The 14,731-nt window shown below is 57.6% G+C and carries 16 protein-coding genes; 7 read left to right on the top strand and 9 right to left on the bottom strand.

Annotated features, from left to right (window positions below; genetic code table 11):
- The 3 genes from RSSM_RS08250 to RSSM_RS08260 all read right to left on the bottom strand — a co-directional run.
- A partial coding sequence (locus RSSM_RS08250) for a GAF domain-containing protein (protein WP_008676541.1) occupies nucleotides 1-673 on the bottom strand: 673 nt, incomplete at its 3' end.
- 125 nt (nucleotides 674-798) lie between these two features.
- Nucleotides 799-1,242, bottom strand: a complete 444-nt coding sequence (tadA, locus tag RSSM_RS08255; RefSeq protein ID WP_044301809.1) for a tRNA adenosine(34) deaminase TadA — start codon at nucleotides 1,240-1,242, stop codon at nucleotides 799-801.
- Between the two features lie 96 nt (nucleotides 1,243-1,338).
- On the bottom strand, nucleotides 1,339-2,187 hold the full coding sequence (locus tag RSSM_RS08260; protein ID WP_008676544.1) for a family 16 glycoside hydrolase: 849 nt from the start codon (nucleotides 2,185-2,187) through the stop codon (nucleotides 1,339-1,341).
- Nucleotides 2,188-2,233: 46 nt separating this feature from the next.
- On the opposite strand from RSSM_RS08260, the gene RSSM_RS08265 reads away from it, so the two are divergent.
- The gene (locus tag RSSM_RS08265) at nucleotides 2,234-2,659 is read left to right on the top strand and encodes a VanZ family protein (RefSeq protein WP_008676546.1); all 426 of its coding nucleotides are present in this window, start codon (nucleotides 2,234-2,236) and stop codon (nucleotides 2,657-2,659) included.
- A gap of 90 nt (nucleotides 2,660-2,749) precedes the next feature.
- On the opposite strand, the gene RSSM_RS08270 is transcribed toward RSSM_RS08265, so the two are convergent.
- Nucleotides 2,750-3,277: a hypothetical protein gene (locus RSSM_RS08270; RefSeq protein ID WP_044301805.1), complete on the bottom strand. Its 528-nt coding sequence runs from the start codon at nucleotides 3,275-3,277 to the stop codon at nucleotides 2,750-2,752.
- A 221-nt stretch (nucleotides 3,278-3,498) separates the two neighbouring features.
- Here RSSM_RS08270 and RSSM_RS08275 point away from each other — a divergent pair, with 221 nt between their 5' ends.
- Nucleotides 3,499-4,269, top strand: a complete 771-nt coding sequence (locus tag RSSM_RS08275) for a rhomboid family intramembrane serine protease (RefSeq protein ID WP_008676550.1) — start codon at nucleotides 3,499-3,501, stop codon at nucleotides 4,267-4,269.
- A gap of 29 nt (nucleotides 4,270-4,298) precedes the next feature.
- Nucleotides 4,299-5,147: an inositol monophosphatase family protein gene (locus RSSM_RS08280; protein WP_008676553.1), complete on the top strand. Its 849-nt coding sequence runs from the start codon at nucleotides 4,299-4,301 to the stop codon at nucleotides 5,145-5,147.
- A 2-nt stretch (nucleotides 5,148-5,149) separates the two neighbouring features.
- Here the strand turns inward: RSSM_RS08280 and RSSM_RS08285 are convergent, their stop codons facing one another.
- From RSSM_RS08285 to RSSM_RS33080, 3 genes are all read right to left on the bottom strand, one after another.
- On the bottom strand, nucleotides 5,150-6,277 hold the full coding sequence (locus RSSM_RS08285) for a hypothetical protein (RefSeq protein WP_008676556.1): 1,128 nt from the start codon (nucleotides 6,275-6,277) through the stop codon (nucleotides 5,150-5,152).
- A gap of 313 nt (nucleotides 6,278-6,590) precedes the next feature.
- The gene (locus RSSM_RS08290) at nucleotides 6,591-7,838 is read right to left on the bottom strand and encodes a DUF1559 domain-containing protein (protein WP_008676559.1); all 1,248 of its coding nucleotides are present in this window, start codon (nucleotides 7,836-7,838) and stop codon (nucleotides 6,591-6,593) included.
- A gap of 8 nt (nucleotides 7,839-7,846) precedes the next feature.
- Nucleotides 7,847-8,050 carry a hypothetical protein gene (locus tag RSSM_RS33080; RefSeq protein WP_144059653.1) on the bottom strand — a complete coding sequence of 68 codons (204 nt, stop codon included), beginning with the start codon at nucleotides 8,048-8,050 and terminating at the stop codon, nucleotides 7,847-7,849.
- 309 nt (nucleotides 8,051-8,359) lie between these two features.
- On the opposite strand from RSSM_RS33080, the gene RSSM_RS08295 reads away from it, so the two are divergent.
- Nucleotides 8,360-10,345 carry an ABC transporter ATP-binding protein gene (locus RSSM_RS08295; RefSeq protein WP_008676564.1) on the top strand — a complete coding sequence of 662 codons (1,986 nt, stop codon included), beginning with the start codon at nucleotides 8,360-8,362 and terminating at the stop codon, nucleotides 10,343-10,345.
- Nucleotides 10,346-10,478: 133 nt separating this feature from the next.
- Here RSSM_RS08295 and RSSM_RS08300 read toward each other — a convergent pair whose 3' ends face one another.
- Entirely contained in the window at nucleotides 10,479-11,114 is a 636-nt protein-coding gene (locus tag RSSM_RS08300; protein WP_044301811.1) for a hypothetical protein, read from the bottom strand.
- 367 nt (nucleotides 11,115-11,481) lie between these two features.
- Nucleotides 11,482-11,820 (bottom strand): histidine triad nucleotide-binding protein, encoded by a 339-nt coding sequence (locus tag RSSM_RS08305; RefSeq protein ID WP_008676568.1) that lies wholly within the window; start codon nucleotides 11,818-11,820, stop codon nucleotides 11,482-11,484.
- A 114-nt stretch (nucleotides 11,821-11,934) separates the two neighbouring features.
- Here RSSM_RS08305 and radC point away from each other — a divergent pair, with 114 nt between their 5' ends.
- The 3 genes from radC (at nucleotide 11,935) to RSSM_RS08320 (ending at nucleotide 14,667) form a co-directional block, all read left to right on the top strand.
- Nucleotides 11,935-12,882 carry a RadC family protein gene (radC, locus tag RSSM_RS08310; RefSeq protein WP_044301818.1) on the top strand — a complete coding sequence of 316 codons (948 nt, stop codon included), beginning with the start codon at nucleotides 11,935-11,937 and terminating at the stop codon, nucleotides 12,880-12,882.
- A 291-nt stretch (nucleotides 12,883-13,173) separates the two neighbouring features.
- Nucleotides 13,174-13,902 carry a deoxyribose-phosphate aldolase gene (gene deoC / locus RSSM_RS08315; RefSeq protein ID WP_008676571.1) on the top strand — a complete coding sequence of 243 codons (729 nt, stop codon included), beginning with the start codon at nucleotides 13,174-13,176 and terminating at the stop codon, nucleotides 13,900-13,902.
- A gap of 15 nt (nucleotides 13,903-13,917) precedes the next feature.
- Nucleotides 13,918-14,667 carry a sulfite exporter TauE/SafE family protein gene (locus RSSM_RS08320; RefSeq protein ID WP_008676573.1) on the top strand — a complete coding sequence of 250 codons (750 nt, stop codon included), beginning with the start codon at nucleotides 13,918-13,920 and terminating at the stop codon, nucleotides 14,665-14,667.
- The last annotated feature ends 64 nt before the right edge of the window (nucleotides 14,668-14,731 follow it).

Below are 14,731 nucleotides of genomic sequence, written 5' to 3' on the forward strand. Positions count from 1 at the left end.
GCAGCAATTCGCATTCAGGATCACCGCCGTTCTCCCGGCACTCCGTCTCCATCTCTTCGAGCAGTGACTTCAGCGACACCACCGGCGCCTTCAAATCATGCGACAAAGCGTACGTGAACGCCTGCTGTTCGGCTTGGAGTTCCGCCGCGGTCCGAATCGCTGCTCGCAACAAGATTGCCTCTGAGACGCAATCCGCGATCGAGCTCATCACTTGAATTTCTGTTGCCGACCAACGCCGCGGATGAACATCGATCGCACAAAGGGCACCGACGCAAACCTTCTCCGGTGAATAGATTGGCAAACCGAGATACGCGACCACACCGAGGTCGCGGACAGCGAGATTCTCGGAGACGAGTTCGTGCTCCAACGCATTGTGGATCACCAACATCTCGTCGCATCGTGTCACGTGCTGACAGAATGAATGCGACAGAGGTGTTTGCCGCAGGGTTGCCCAAGGCTCGGGAAGCCCCTGCTGGCTCTTAAAATACTGTCGATCTTGGTCTTCCTGGACGATCGAAACCAACGCCACCGGGACGTTCACGACTTCTTGCACGAGCCGTGTGAGGTTATCGAAATCCTCCTCGGGAGGACTGTCGACGATGCTTAAATCCGAAAGGCTACGACAGCGCAACGCAAAATTGGGTGTCGATGAACTGGCAGCGGTTGCTGTCATGGTTCGGCCTTCAACGAATCAAAAACTCATGGATGCTCGCATGTCATGAATTGTCTATCGGCAGAATCCGCAGATCACGCTACAAATTGCAAATAGGTATTTTCGGCACAACGACGCTCAATTCTCTACTTTTTCCCCATCGCTCTTTTCGATGCGAAGAACTCCGTCAACATACGACCACACCGTTCGGCCATCACCCCGGAAGTAACCTCGCACTGATGATTCAACCGATCGTCGTTGAGGACCTGATACATGCTCGCAACGGCACCCGCCTTCGGGTCAACGGCTCCAAAGACAACGCGTGGAACCCGTGCCTGAAGGATCGCACCGGCACACATCAGGCATGGCTCGAGCGTCACGTACAAAGTCGCCTTTTCGAGTCGCCAATTTTCAATTGCGGCAGCGGCCTGCGTGATGGCGATCATCTCGGCGTGTGCCGTGGGGTCGTGCAACGCTTCGCGTTCGTTGGCTGCTCCTGCGATCATCTTGCCGTCGCGAACAATCACCGCGCCGACAGGAACCTCGTCAGCAATCGCGGCGGTTTGAGCGAGTTCGATCGCCCGACCCATCCAATGGGCATCGAAATCAATCAGATCCTGGCGAGAAGTGTCGTCAGCAAAACCGTAGTCCGATGACACGCCATCTGAGAATTCATAATTTGACATCTATCGTTTGTTTTCCTTTGATGTGTTGTCACTCGCATCAGACTCGTTTGTCTTCTTCGTTACATCAGAAACACCGAGCACCTCTGCTGCCTCCGCGTTCAAGACACGCATTTCGATGTTCCGCAGCTCACTTCGGGTCATGTAGTTCGCGATCCCCAACGGCAACGAAGGATCCATCTCGATCCGAATGCTCAAGGTGTGGTCACCGCGTGGCACGACAGCATATTCTTCATCGTCGATCCAACAGGTCACTGCCATCTCGTCGACCCGGACACGGATTTTGTACCACTGGTTGGTTTCGAATTCTTTGTACTGAGTGGTTTGGTTGCTCGACGCGTCCATTCCATCGATGCTGCTGATTCCGACCATCCCGCCACCCCATCCCCCAAGCACGAAGGAGCAGTGTTCGTCCGCAACGGGAAAGGTCAGAGCGGCGAAAAAGTCAAATCCTTCCACCCGCCGTGCTTCCAAACGAATTTCATAGTTGTCCTTCGGGAATTTGCCAGTCCACCGAATTCCGGTGATCGGGTCACCGGCGTACATCTCGATTCGCTCGCCTCCCGATTCCGTCTTATGAAAATAGATCGGCCCATCACCTCCGAACGAGGCCGCTTTCCAATTTCCTCGCATCGGGGAGAAACCGGCCCCTGAGTCGCCGTTTTCGGACTTCAAAGCCGACACAGATGAAGAATTGGTGTTGGAGTCTTGGCAAAACGCGAAATCTGCCGAGACTACCCAAGCCGCGACGAGCAATCCACCCCACACCGCGACGCCGAGAGACGACGCGAGGCGTCGCTGCGAACTGTGGTGGTTCGTCAATTTGAGTTGAACCGAGAGATTGAAAAACACGATACAGACCTTTGTGTGAGTCAACGTTTGCTAGAGAGCATGATCGATGCAACCAGTTTCGGGAATTCGCCTATTCGGAATTCGGCTCGGTGTCGTTTTGCTCGCGTTTTATTGGTGCGTGATTTTCACCGGCACTCACTTGCCGAAAATTCCGGCAGCGGTCCCCCGCATGAATGACAAGGTGATGCATTTCACCGCGTTCTTCATGCTAGCAACCCTGCTGTGCTACTGCACCAACTCGACTCGGCTTCTGCGGCGTTTCGGCTCGATTGTTGTCGCCTGCATCAGCTATGCGGTTCTCGACGAGTTGACGCAATCACTCGTGCGAGGCCGGACTCCCGACGTCCACGATTTCTTCGCCGATTCGCTCGGGACACTGCTCGCGGTCGGACTGTATTTCACCGCCCGAGTCGCATGGGGCCGACGTCAAAACACCCCCCCCGGCGAACGGCCTTCGGCCATCCTCAGCTAGCACGCGGCGTTCTCCGGTGGCACACCGGTTCCCAGGAAGTACACCGGTTCCCAGGGGGTGCACCGCATTCTCAGGAGGTGCACCGCAATCTTAGGAGGTACACCGGGTTCGCATGACTTTGGCTCGTGCGGCAGCGTCGTGAAAAGGCGCCGCACCGGCATCCTGAGCCAGGCCTTCTAACCTCGCCAACACAACATCGGCACTCGCCGCGTCCGGACCGATCCGGCCTAACATGGTCGCCGCCCAGTACATTTGATCGGCGCGCAGCGAATTCTCTTTTTCGTTGCCGGCGGAGTCGGCATCGGGTTCCGCGGGTTGGGTTCCCGGCCAAACAAACTTTTTCTTTGACGACGCCGCTTGCTGATCGAGTAGACCGTCTAGATAGTTTGTCAATTCCTGCGTTTCGTCGGCGGTCGGTCTTGCCGCCGATTCCAACACCTCGGACGCCCATAGGCGAACGTTGGAGTCCTTATGCGAAAGCAAATCGAGGCACTGCCGGGCGATTCCGCGAACGTCCTCGTGTGCAGAGAGTTCTTGCAAAACAGCTACTATTTGGCTGGCGTCTGTCGCCGCGGATAGTTCGGCTCGCCATTCTCGTGGGGAATTGGTGTCGGACATCAGCCTGCTCGCTTCTCGTCGTGACGTTGGTGATCGGGTGTTCGTAGACTACCTTTAACCGGATAAACTACCGCTTTTGCTGACAAAAACGAAGTCGCCTGAAATTCGAGTGCTTCGCATCTCGGAATCCCTGTCCCTCGCATTTTAGAATTCCCGTCTTCGCACCTCAGCCCTGCCACCGGTTGCGGCGGCAGCTTTGACAGCCCTTCCAACGGTCCAGCATGATACCGCTTCGCGATGATATCCCCAGCCGCCGAACACCGGTCGTTAACTACATCGTGATCGCGTTATGCTCACTGGCGTTCTTCGCACAGCAAACCGCGCCCGACCATGGTGAAGGCATCGTGTCGGCCTTCGCGATGATCCCGTTGCGACTGAGCGACCCCGATGCGGTTCCGGTCATTGAAACTCAACAACAGGTACGCACTCCACGTGGGATCGAAGTCGTCAACGTGCGACAAGAGATGGGCCCCTCACCGGTGCCGCCTTGGGTGACGTTGATCACGTGCATGTTTTTACACGGTGGTTGGATGCACTTCATCGGCAACATGTGGTTCTTATACATCTTCGGCGACAACGTCGAAGACCGTCTCGGACATGTCGGATTCGCGGCGTTGTACCTCGGGACGGGAATACTCGCCGGGTTGTCACATTATGTCACGCAGTCCTCGAGCCCCGTGCCGACGATTGGAGCGAGCGGGGCGATCGCCGGAGTAATGGGCGCGTACGCGTTCCTATATCCGCACGCTCGCGTCCTGACGATTTTGCCATTGGTCATTATCTTTACCACCATCGTCGTCCCCGCGCCCGTCTTCTTAGGACTCTGGTTCGCGATGCAGGTTTTCAGCGGCATCGGATCACTGACCAATGGACTCGTCGACGGAGTTGCCTGGTGGGCGCACGCGGGCGGTTTCGCCGCCGGAATGATCCTAGCCGTTGTCGTCAACCGATATCACATCGGCAACGAACCCGTACTCGAGCGTCGTTTCTAAACACTCCCCTTTCTCGGTTTCTTTTTCCAATGCAGTCTCAAGAACTATTTGACCAGTGGCGTGCACCTCATGCGGGCCGACTCACCGCGATGATCGAAGTGGGTCTCGCCGCCGGAGCGAAAACTCTCGAGCACTTTCAAAACCGCTCGTTGGAAGTCATCCGCAAAGGTGACGATTCTCCAGTAACGATTGCCGACCGCGAGGCCGAACTCCGCACGCGTGAGTTGCTCGCCGAGATGTTTCCTGGTGACACGATCGCCGGTGAAGAGTTCGCCGAGCAAACCGGAGACAACGAATACCGATGGACGGTGGATCCGATCGACGGAACAAAATCGTTTATCTGCGGCGTGCCGCTGTACTCAACCCTGCTCGCAATCGAACACGCCGGTCAACCGCTCGGCGGCATGATCCTGATTCCCGCCCTCGGACAGGCAGTCGTCGGAGCCATCGGCCACGGTGCGTTTTACGCGGCCGGCCTGCCGTCCACGGCGTCGAAGCTCGATTCCGATACGTCGATCGACTGGACGCCGGCAAAGGTGTCCAAACGAGACAAACTTTCCGATGCCATCTTCGTCACCAGTGAGGTCGGCTCGTTCGGAAAACGCGGGAACGCAAATGCCTATCAAAGACTCGAGGAAGCTTGCTTCCTATCGCGCACCTGGGGCGATGGTTACGGCTACCTGATGGTCGCAACCGGTCGCGCCGATGTGATGGTTGACCCTATTTGCAACGCGTGGGATGTCGCCGCCATGCTGCCCATCCTCACCGAAGCCGGCGGCCGCTTTACCGACTGGACGGGGACACCGACCGTTCGCGGAGGCGATGGCGTGGGCACCAACGCGGTCCTTCACGACCAAGTCATCGATTTACTTCGATAACGTCAGTCTCGCCGAGCAGATCGTCGCCAAATGAAACCGTCGAGGACATAGTGCGTGATCTGAGGAACCGCGAGGAGTGGAGCGAGCCAAAAACCGAACCCGCTCGATCGCGATCCGATCGTCGGGTTCGATTCTCCTGCGCCGAAGGTTGCCCATCCGAACAACCAATCCTGTTCGTTCCAAACCCCGCGATCCCACAGCAATTCTTCCGCGTAGGCGAGCACCCATATCGCGCCTAAGAAAAGCGACAACCGACCGGCCGCCGTCTTCCAACGCGAAACAGCATGCACCTCGGCGGCACCCAATGCCGAATCTCGCGATGCCGACGAACGATGCCAGCGGTACCAATAAATCAGCACCATGTAGGGAACGCCGTGGATGATGACGTTGGTTACCGTGAACGCATAATCTGAATTCAGAGAGATGATCCCGACATACCAACAGATCGCCGTCGTCACCACCACGAGATCTTTCCCCGGATTCCATGCCCCCTGACGCATTCCACGATAGATCGACCTTCCGAAATATGCGGCGAGCGACGCCCAGTACAGCGGTTCGGCGACGACTCCGATCCATGTCGGCAGCGAAAGAAAATCGCCTTCGGTGAACCAAGTGAACTGTCTCGGCAAATGCGTGTGCCAGTAAATCAGTGGATACACCGTCGCCATGTAGATAGCGATCGCATCGATCCACCACCCGAGTCGTTCATGATCACCCTCTCGGGAACGATAAAGCGCAACCCATCCGTACTGTTGACGGATGAAATGAAACACGGCGAGATACGCCAGCACGCTCCAAAACACCGTGACGCTCTCGCTGTAGATTGACGCGCCGACGAGAAACGCGAGCAACGGTGTCAGCGCATACAGCCATGGTCGCTGGCGAAGCTCGTCAGTGTCAAAGTAAACGCGAAATCCGGTTGCGTAGACATGAGCAACGTCGATTAAGAGGATCGCCGTCACCCACATCCAACGAGGTGAATCCGCATGAAGCACTCCCAACGCCGCCCCGATCGGTAACATCGCCAACGCGAGCAGCGCGCTGCCACCGAAGGCCAGAAAATCCACCGCCGGCGAAAACAACACCGGAATGCGGTTTTCAGTCGTCGCGGTAGCAGTGGTAGCTTGCATCAGGAGTCGACAATCCCGACAGGGTCAACGAACGGCGATCGGTGACGCGGCAGCCACCCTCTCTCAAAACGCTCCACTATAACGGCATCGCATTGCCACAGACCAGAACCGTCAATCAGAGTCGCGAGAGAGACGCTGAGCACAAACACCTCGCTACAGGCAGACTCCCGGTCACGAGACGATAACGCCTCAATCTCGCCGGCACAGAATCCGGCGGCCTCAGCTCATACCGATAGGCGGGCGCCGCGAAACAAATCCGAAATCGTTTCGCGAGCAGCGTCGCGAGCTTATCCGAGTTTTACTTCACTGCGGATCAAAACTCTTGATCAATCACCTCTCGCGAATTTCTCGTTCCCAACGCTCCCCACAAACCATACGGGCTTCGCGCCCCCGCAGGAGTCGTGCTGTAGGCGCCGCCGGAAAGCAGATCGCAGTACACGCAAGGCACGTTGGGATCTCCCGCATCGATCGAGTCGGTAATGAATTTCACCGCACCGTCCGCCATCGCAACATGAACACCACCGACGTGTCGGCTGCTCGGAGGCGCGACCCCGTAAGTATCCGCCCCGCCCACCAAACACACCGTCGAGTTGGGTGAAAGGATCGTGTTGAACTGTGATTGCAAAGTATGAAACGACGCCCAACGGAAACCACGTCGCGAAACCGATGAATACGTCGTCACCACGTCCGTATCCCAAAACGTGGGACGAGTCACATCGACAAAGCCAAGGTCCAAACATTGGTTCGGGTTGTCTGCCACCGATTGGGCCGACGTCTTGCTGCCTGACTTTTTCGACGGAGCACTCGTGCCTACGGTACGAATGTCATTGTCGTTGAGTCCCGTCATGATCTCGCCCATGGCGATTGTGTTCGACAAACCATCGGTGATATCACGGAAACGCATTGTCAGTCGTGGAACGAACGTGCCTCGCATCCCACACCGCGTGCGTTCCATGGCTTGTTGGTCGGAGTTATACAACCACTGACCGTTGGTGGACGATCCTGTCCAAACAGTGGCCCCGTTCTCGGCATCATAAAATCCATCGCCGGTGCAGGCCGCGTAGTTGGTCCGGCCGAGTGCCGGCAAACCGACACCGGGATCGCTCGGGCATCGCAGGGTCGGAATCTCAGTCAGCCACGGTGGGTATTCGAGCACCAACGGACGAGGCCCGAACGCGGGCCATCGGTCACCATCGGACTCCACCATCGGGTTACTGATTTGTTCCCAAAGTGCCTGCTGTTCAAAAAACGGCAACAGGCCGACGAGATACGACAACTCCAAACGGGTAAATCCGGTTCCATCACTTTTCTCGGCGGCTGTCGTCGAACGAGTCGTTTCATTGGTCGGTCCCGTTCCGTGCATCGGCAGTTGGCCGTAGGCGGAATGGTAGTTGTGCATCGCCAAGCCGAGTTGTTTGACGTTGTTGCTGCAGCTCATACGCCGAGCCGCTTCTCGTGCCGCCTGAACGGCAGGCAAAAGCAACCCGACTAATACCCCGATGATCGCAATCACGACCAACAATTCAACGAGAGTGAATCCCAAACGCCGGCGACGAATCATTTGATATCTCATTGGTCACGCAACTCTTTTTCGGCTTCGGAAGCTTCGTCGTCAGCCCGAATTTGAGCCGCGACATCCTCGTAGCTGTACTCGTCGGTCTCGCCCACGACGCCCCCTTGGCGGCCGCACCCACCACTCGCTAGCAACACCGGGCTGGCCAAAAGCACCAACGCCAGACTTACTCTCGCCGATTTTAAAATGAACCTATTCACAAGCCCCTCCCTCGTGTGATGCGATAGCCAACTGAACTGTTGTACGGCCGGTGATTGCAAGGATCAAGTTAATTTTTGAAGTGTAATGGGAACCAGCCACTACACGTCGATTCCGGCGGCGAAGGAGGCTTACACGTTGCCGCGGCGCTGCCGCTGCCTGCGCCCGGCATGACGATTCCACCTCGAACGCGTTACGATGACTCCACTCGGATCGGCGTTCGCCATCGGCCACCTCGCTGGACGAGTCGCAATACTGCGTTATTTGGATGCGAACGCCCGCTCCAATCTTCCAACTTGCCAACGTACTCCATGACAGTCCTTCCGAGTCGCCGTCGATTCGACAAATATCGCGTCAACGTCCGCCAACGTCACCAATCCGAACGATCCACCGACGCGTCACCGCATTCCGACATCGACGATTCCCGGTCCAAACGCAGTCGAAAAAAGATTGGCGACCGGGACAGATCCTTTTTCGAATTGTTCACTGCGTTCTGGGGACTGATCTCGCCGCATCGCGGCAGCATCGTCGTCGCCCTGACGTTTCTGACTTTCGGAATCGCGCTGCGTCTGATCCCACCGCTGGGCACCAAACTCGCAATCGACTCGGTCCTGACTCGGCCGCCCTCTCCGTTGCCACCGTGGTTGGTGGAGATACCGGGCGCGGTTTGGGTTCTCGGTGATCCCATCGCCTCGCCGATGCGAACCCTCGTTGCCATCGCTGCCGCGGTCACCGTCCTCACGGCGATCGGCACCGTGGTCAATTTGATGGGACGTTGGATGGCCACCAAGTCGGTCAACAAAGCCCAAGTCTCAATTCGTCGCGAGGTCTTCGATCACGCGGTTCGCTTGCCACTGCATCATGTGTACTCGATGAAAAGTGGCGGGGTGGCGAGCCTGATTCGAGAAGACGCCGGCGGGGTTGCCGACCTCATCTTCAGCATGCTCTACAACCCGTGGCGTGCGGTGGTTCAGTTCGGCGGCTCGCTGGTCATCCTGATGTTTGTGGATTGGAAACTGATGGTCGGCGGGCTGATCTTGCTGCCCGTCGTCTGGATCACGCATCGCACCTATATCAACCGCATTCGACCGCTCTTTCGCGACGTCCGCAAACAACGACAACGGATCGACAGCGGAGCGACAGAAACCTTCGGTGGCATTCGCGTGGTACGAACGTTCTCCCGAGCACGCAGCGAGTCTTCACGCTACGTCCGCGAGGGCGATTTCCTCGTCCGCCAACAACTCTTCACGTGGTGGTGGATGCGGATCATCGAGACGATTTGGGAAGTCATCATCCCGCTCGCATCGACCGGTCTGTTGCTCTACGGCGGCTATCAAATCACACGTGGCGAACTGACGCTCGGGGACCTCATGATGTTCCTCGTTTATCTCACCATGTTGCTCGACCCGCTCGCGACGATCGCCGGTAGCGCGGTGATGTTCCAAAACAACCTCGCGGGACTCGACCGGATTCTCGATGTGCTCGACGTCGAGGAAGAACTGCCCAGCCGCGAAGGCGCCACTCGCTTGCAGCCACACGTCGGAGGCGGTGCGATCTCGCTGCGGAATGTCTCGTTCAGCTACCCCGGGACGCAAACCCTCGTCTTGAAAGATGTCTCGATCGAGATCGCTCCTGGCCAAACCGTCGCCCTCGTCGGACGCAGTGGAGCCGGCAAAACCACGCTGACCAATCTCATCGCACGATTCTACGATCCGACCGAAGGCGAGATTCTTTACAACGGCGTTGACCTGCGCGACATCCAACTATCGAGCTACCGTTCGTTGCTCGGAATTGTCGAGCAAGACGTGTTTCTCTTCGACGGCACGATCCATGAAAACATCGCATACGCACAACCGCGAGCCGATCGTGCCGACGTGATCGCGGCGTCTCGCGCCGCAGCGGCTCATGAGTTCATTGAAAAACTCGAACTCGGTTATGACACCTTGATCGGCGAGCGTGGTGTCAAGCTGTCCGGTGGCCAGCGGCAACGGTTGGCGATCGCCCGAGCGATCTTGGCCGATCCGCAAATTTTGATTCTCGACGAAGCCACCAGCAACCTCGACAGCGAAAGCGAGGGGCTGATCCAGGAAAGCCTTTCGGAACTTCTCCAAGACCGAACCGCGCTGGTGATCGCTCACCGGTTGAGCACGATCATCAACGCCGACTTGATCGTGATGCTCGAAGACGGCCAGGTCATCGAAACGGGGACACACGCTGAACTATTGGCCCTCGGTGGACGCTATCAAGACATGGTTCACCTGCAGATGGATCAATCCGACGCGACGGTGAAAGGCTAGGACGTGGCGTCGAGGACCGGTCCGCATGCCTTGCCGAATCGGTTCAGCGACCGACGCGATTTTGATCGTGTCTAACGCAGCTCGTGTCTGACGCGGCTATCGTCGAACGGCTCGCGATTGCTCACGAGGGTTCTCAGTAGGCGAGTGCCTGCTTCGGCTCGTCGACGCGGCGAGGCTGAAAGATCTGCCGAGCGTTTCCGCTGCGACGTGTCATGCGTGGCTGTGAAATGATTCGTGGGTTGCTCGTCGACGTTGAGGACGGGTCACTCGAGATGCTTGACTCAACAATCGTCTCACCTTCGCGAACGTCGTACTGCATCTCGCCACCGTTGACGTATCCGCCAACCATCGCGTCGGAGTGAACGATGCCGGAGCCATAGGCGCCACCATCGCATCCGCAATCACCACACCCGGAGTCACAACCGCCGTCACACGCGACACCGCACCCTGAGTCACACCCGCATCCGTCGTCGCAACGATATCCCCACAGGCTTTTGACTCCGGCAAAAACCGGTCGACATTTGCCACAGGATTGCCCGTTGTAGTTGCCACAGGCATCGCACGGGTCGCAGCAATCCGCCGGATGGTTGATCCAAGGGTCGACATACAACTCGCCACAGCCGCCACACGCACCACAGCCGTCGCCACACGCGGTCGCACATCCAGTGCCGCAGCCGGTTCCGCAACCCGGATTCCACAACGGTCCACAGCAACCGACCGATAAAGTCAAACCGAGAATGAGCAAGAGGGATTGAGCGGCGTAGTTCATCGCAAACGATCCGTGTTCACATGGGCTAGTTTTGAGCCGCGTTCCGATCAAGTAGGACCGCGACGACCGACCGCTGCTCTCCTGCGAAAACGTTTTTCGCCCGAGAAAATCGGCCACACAATCGTTATCGTCCGCTCAGTCCGCAAACTTTACCTAAACCGCACCTGCCTCCCTCCCGGAGTCCTGCGTGAGCCGCCAAACGCCGCTCATTTTGCAGATAGCAAACACCGACGCCCGCTCCGAATGCGTCCTCAACTCGACAGAAAGTCAGCCCGGTGGCAGCTAACCCCAGCGGCAGCTAACCCCAGCGGCCATGTCACCCCGGAAGCCAACTCACCTCGAAAGCCAACTCAACCCGGACGCCAACTCAACCCGGCGGCCATGTCATTTTGCGACCGCCGAGTAGATGGAAGTGAATATGGGGCACCTCCTGCCCTCCGTCGTCCCCGCAATTGACGACCAATCGGTATCCGTCCGCCAGCCCCTCCTGAGCAGCAATCTTGGACGCCACGACAACGCACCGTCCCATCACCGCCTCGTCTTCATCTGTTAAATCAGCGAGGGAAACGATCTCACGTTTCGGGATGACAAGGATATGAGCAGGCGCCTTCGGGGCGATGTCACGAAACGCCAAACAGTCATCGTCTTCGTATACGATGTCTGCTGGGATCTCTCGAGCAATGATCTTGCTGAAAATGCTGGGCATGAAACGGGACCTCACGAACACAGTTGAATATCGATGGACACAATCTCGATGGACACATTGTCCAGTGCCCCAGCGATAGGACAACCCACCGAACTCAAACGAGACTCGCGGTCGATGAGCGAAAAGCGTCGCAAACGTTACCAGGGCGTACTCTATCCGTTAGCGCAGCGTTCGCGATTCCGGCGGAGCGAAATGGCCGATCTCGTTGACGAAGAAACCGCGAGCTTCGTCACCCGAACCATTAACGAGGTCGTCCGCGCAGGCGTTTTGGAAACGATTCGCGAGGATAACGAGATTCTTTACGCGTGGACCGCAAACGATCCGGTCGGCTCGGTCGACCAGTGGATCGATCGCCGCATTCATGGCGACCAAGTCAAAGAAACCCCCGAACAGGAACGCCCGCGAGAAAGGCTGATGCGGCTCGGGGCCGCGTCGCTTTCCGACGCCGATTTGTTGGCCATCCTCATCCGTGTCGGTGTCGTCGGAGAGTCCGCGGTCACGGGAGCACAGAAACTCGCCAACCGTTTCCACGGTGAACTCGATCGGATTCGCGATGCCGGCCTACCTGAACTTCGCGAAGTCACCCCCGCCGTCACCAAAGCGAGCTACTGTCAAATTCTCGCCGCGCTCGAATTGGGCAAACGGGCGACCGAAGCGCTCCGTGAACGACCGGTCGTGATTCACAAAATCACCAGCACGCTCGAAGCGACTCAGTACTGCGCCGAAAAGTTCGCTTACCTCGCCGGCGATGCCGTTCAAGAAGAGTTTCATATCGTTACCCTCGATACCAAACACAAACCGATTCGTTCCCACCGAATCACGATCGGTACACTCGACGCGTCGCTCGTCCACCCACGTGAAGTCTTTCGCCCGGCCATCCGCGATGCCGCCTCAGCCGTGCTCCTGGTGCACAACCATCCATCCGGTGACCCGACTCCGAGCCGCGAAGACCATTCCGTGACCCAACGGCTGACCGAAGCCGGCAAACTGATCGGCATCTCTGTTCTCGATCACATCGTCGTCGCACGAGAACGTTGCGTCAGCATCCGCGAATGCTCCTAGACCTATCGCATTGCCGATCAACCGATCTCCGTTAGCGGCTAGCCGCTAGCCGCGGCCAACACGAGGCAACCGGGTCTACGCCCGCCACCCGTTCCACTCGCCGACTCCGCGTCATGGCAGCCGACCTGCACGCCTGATAGAATCGCCGGCCGCACATACGTGCCCGCAAACTGGTACCTGCAAACTGGTACCTGCAAACTGGTACCTGCAAACTGGTACCTGCAAACTGGTACCTGTCATCGACAAAGCGTTCCTTGCTCTCACGCCCCCTCCCATCGTCACGTAGCCAGCATGAGCCAATCCTACACCGACCTCGCCAAGATGATCGACCACGCGTTGCTGACGCCGAACATGACCAGCGACGAAATCGAACGTGGTGTGAAGATGGCAATCGCCTATGACGTGGCGAGCGTTTGTATCATGCCGTTCTACGTCAAACGCCTGGCCGAGATGCTCGCCGGCAGCACGGTGAAAACGTCCACCGTGATCGGATTCCCCCACGGTGCGAATACAACCGAAGTCAAACGGGCCGAGGCGGAACAGGCGATTGCCGACGGTTGCGAAGAACTCGATATGGTCGTCAACATCAGCAGTGTCGTGAGTGGTAATTGGGATTATGTCCGCAGCGACATCGCCGCCGTGGTGGATGTCGCTCATGCCGCCGGACAAAAGGTCAAAGTGATCTTCGAAAACTGCTACCTCGACGACACACAAAAGATCCGACTCTGCGAAATCTGCTCTGAACTCAACGCCGACTGGGTGAAAACGTCGACCGGGTTTGGCAGCAGCGGTGCGACGCACGAAGATTTGCAACTGATGCGAAAACACTCCGCCGAAAACGTCCAGGTAAAAGCCGCCGGTGGCGTGCGAGACCTCGACGGCCTGCGTGCTGTCCGAGAACTCGGCGTTACCCGATGTGGCGCCAGCCGCACGCAAGCCATCTTGGATCCGCTGCGTGAAGAACTCGGACTGCCCGCGATTTCCGTCGCGACGTCCACGCCGACCGACTCGAGCTACTAGCACGCCGAGAATCTTTTGTTCTGGCAACTATTGCTTTATCTTTCGCTCGTGCTGGCGGGATTTTTCGCGGGCATCATCAACACGGTGGCCGGTGGAGGCTCGTTCTTAACGCTGCCTGCACTGATGCTCTTTGGCCTCGATCCCAAGGTCGCCAACGCGACCAATCGTGTTGCGATCCTGTGCTCGACTGCGTCCGCCGTCGTGACCTTCCGCAAACACGGTCACCTGGACTCGGCGTCCACCATCCGCCTGGCAACACCAACATTACTTGGTGTCCCCTTTGGTGCGTTGCTCGCGGTCTATTTGCCGGCGGACGCGTTTGAACGAGCATTCGGTATTCTGTTTTTGGGAATGGCGTTGTTGCTCGTCGCCAATCCAAAACGCTTTCTCGAATCAGGCGACCACGCAACCTACCCCGCGTTTTATCGCTCCCCTGTCTTTTTCGCGATCGGCGTTTACGTGGGATTCATTCAAGCGGGCATGGGAATCCTGCTGCTTTTGGCGATGAGCTACTTCACCAATATGAAACTGGTCTCCTCCAACGCGATCAAGAACAGCATCGGTCTGATTGTTACCCTGGTCGCCGCGATCGTGTTCGCCATCTACGGAATGATCGACTGGATCCCGGGACTGGTGATGGCAGCGGGGAACGTTGCCGGTGGGGTCGTCGGCGCGAAACTCGCGATCGAACGTGGCAGTCGATTCGTGTTCTTCTTCCTAGTCACAGTCATGCTGGCGACCGGAATCAAACTCATCATCAGCTAACCCAAACAATCACCAGCAAACGAACCGACGTGCGTGAGCACTCGGTTTTTTTTGGGGGGTAGGA

The sequence above is a fragment of the Aporhodopirellula sallentina SM41 genome (assembly GCF_000346505.1).
Classification (GTDB): Bacteria; Planctomycetota; Planctomycetia; order Pirellulales; family Pirellulaceae; genus Rhodopirellula; species Rhodopirellula sallentina.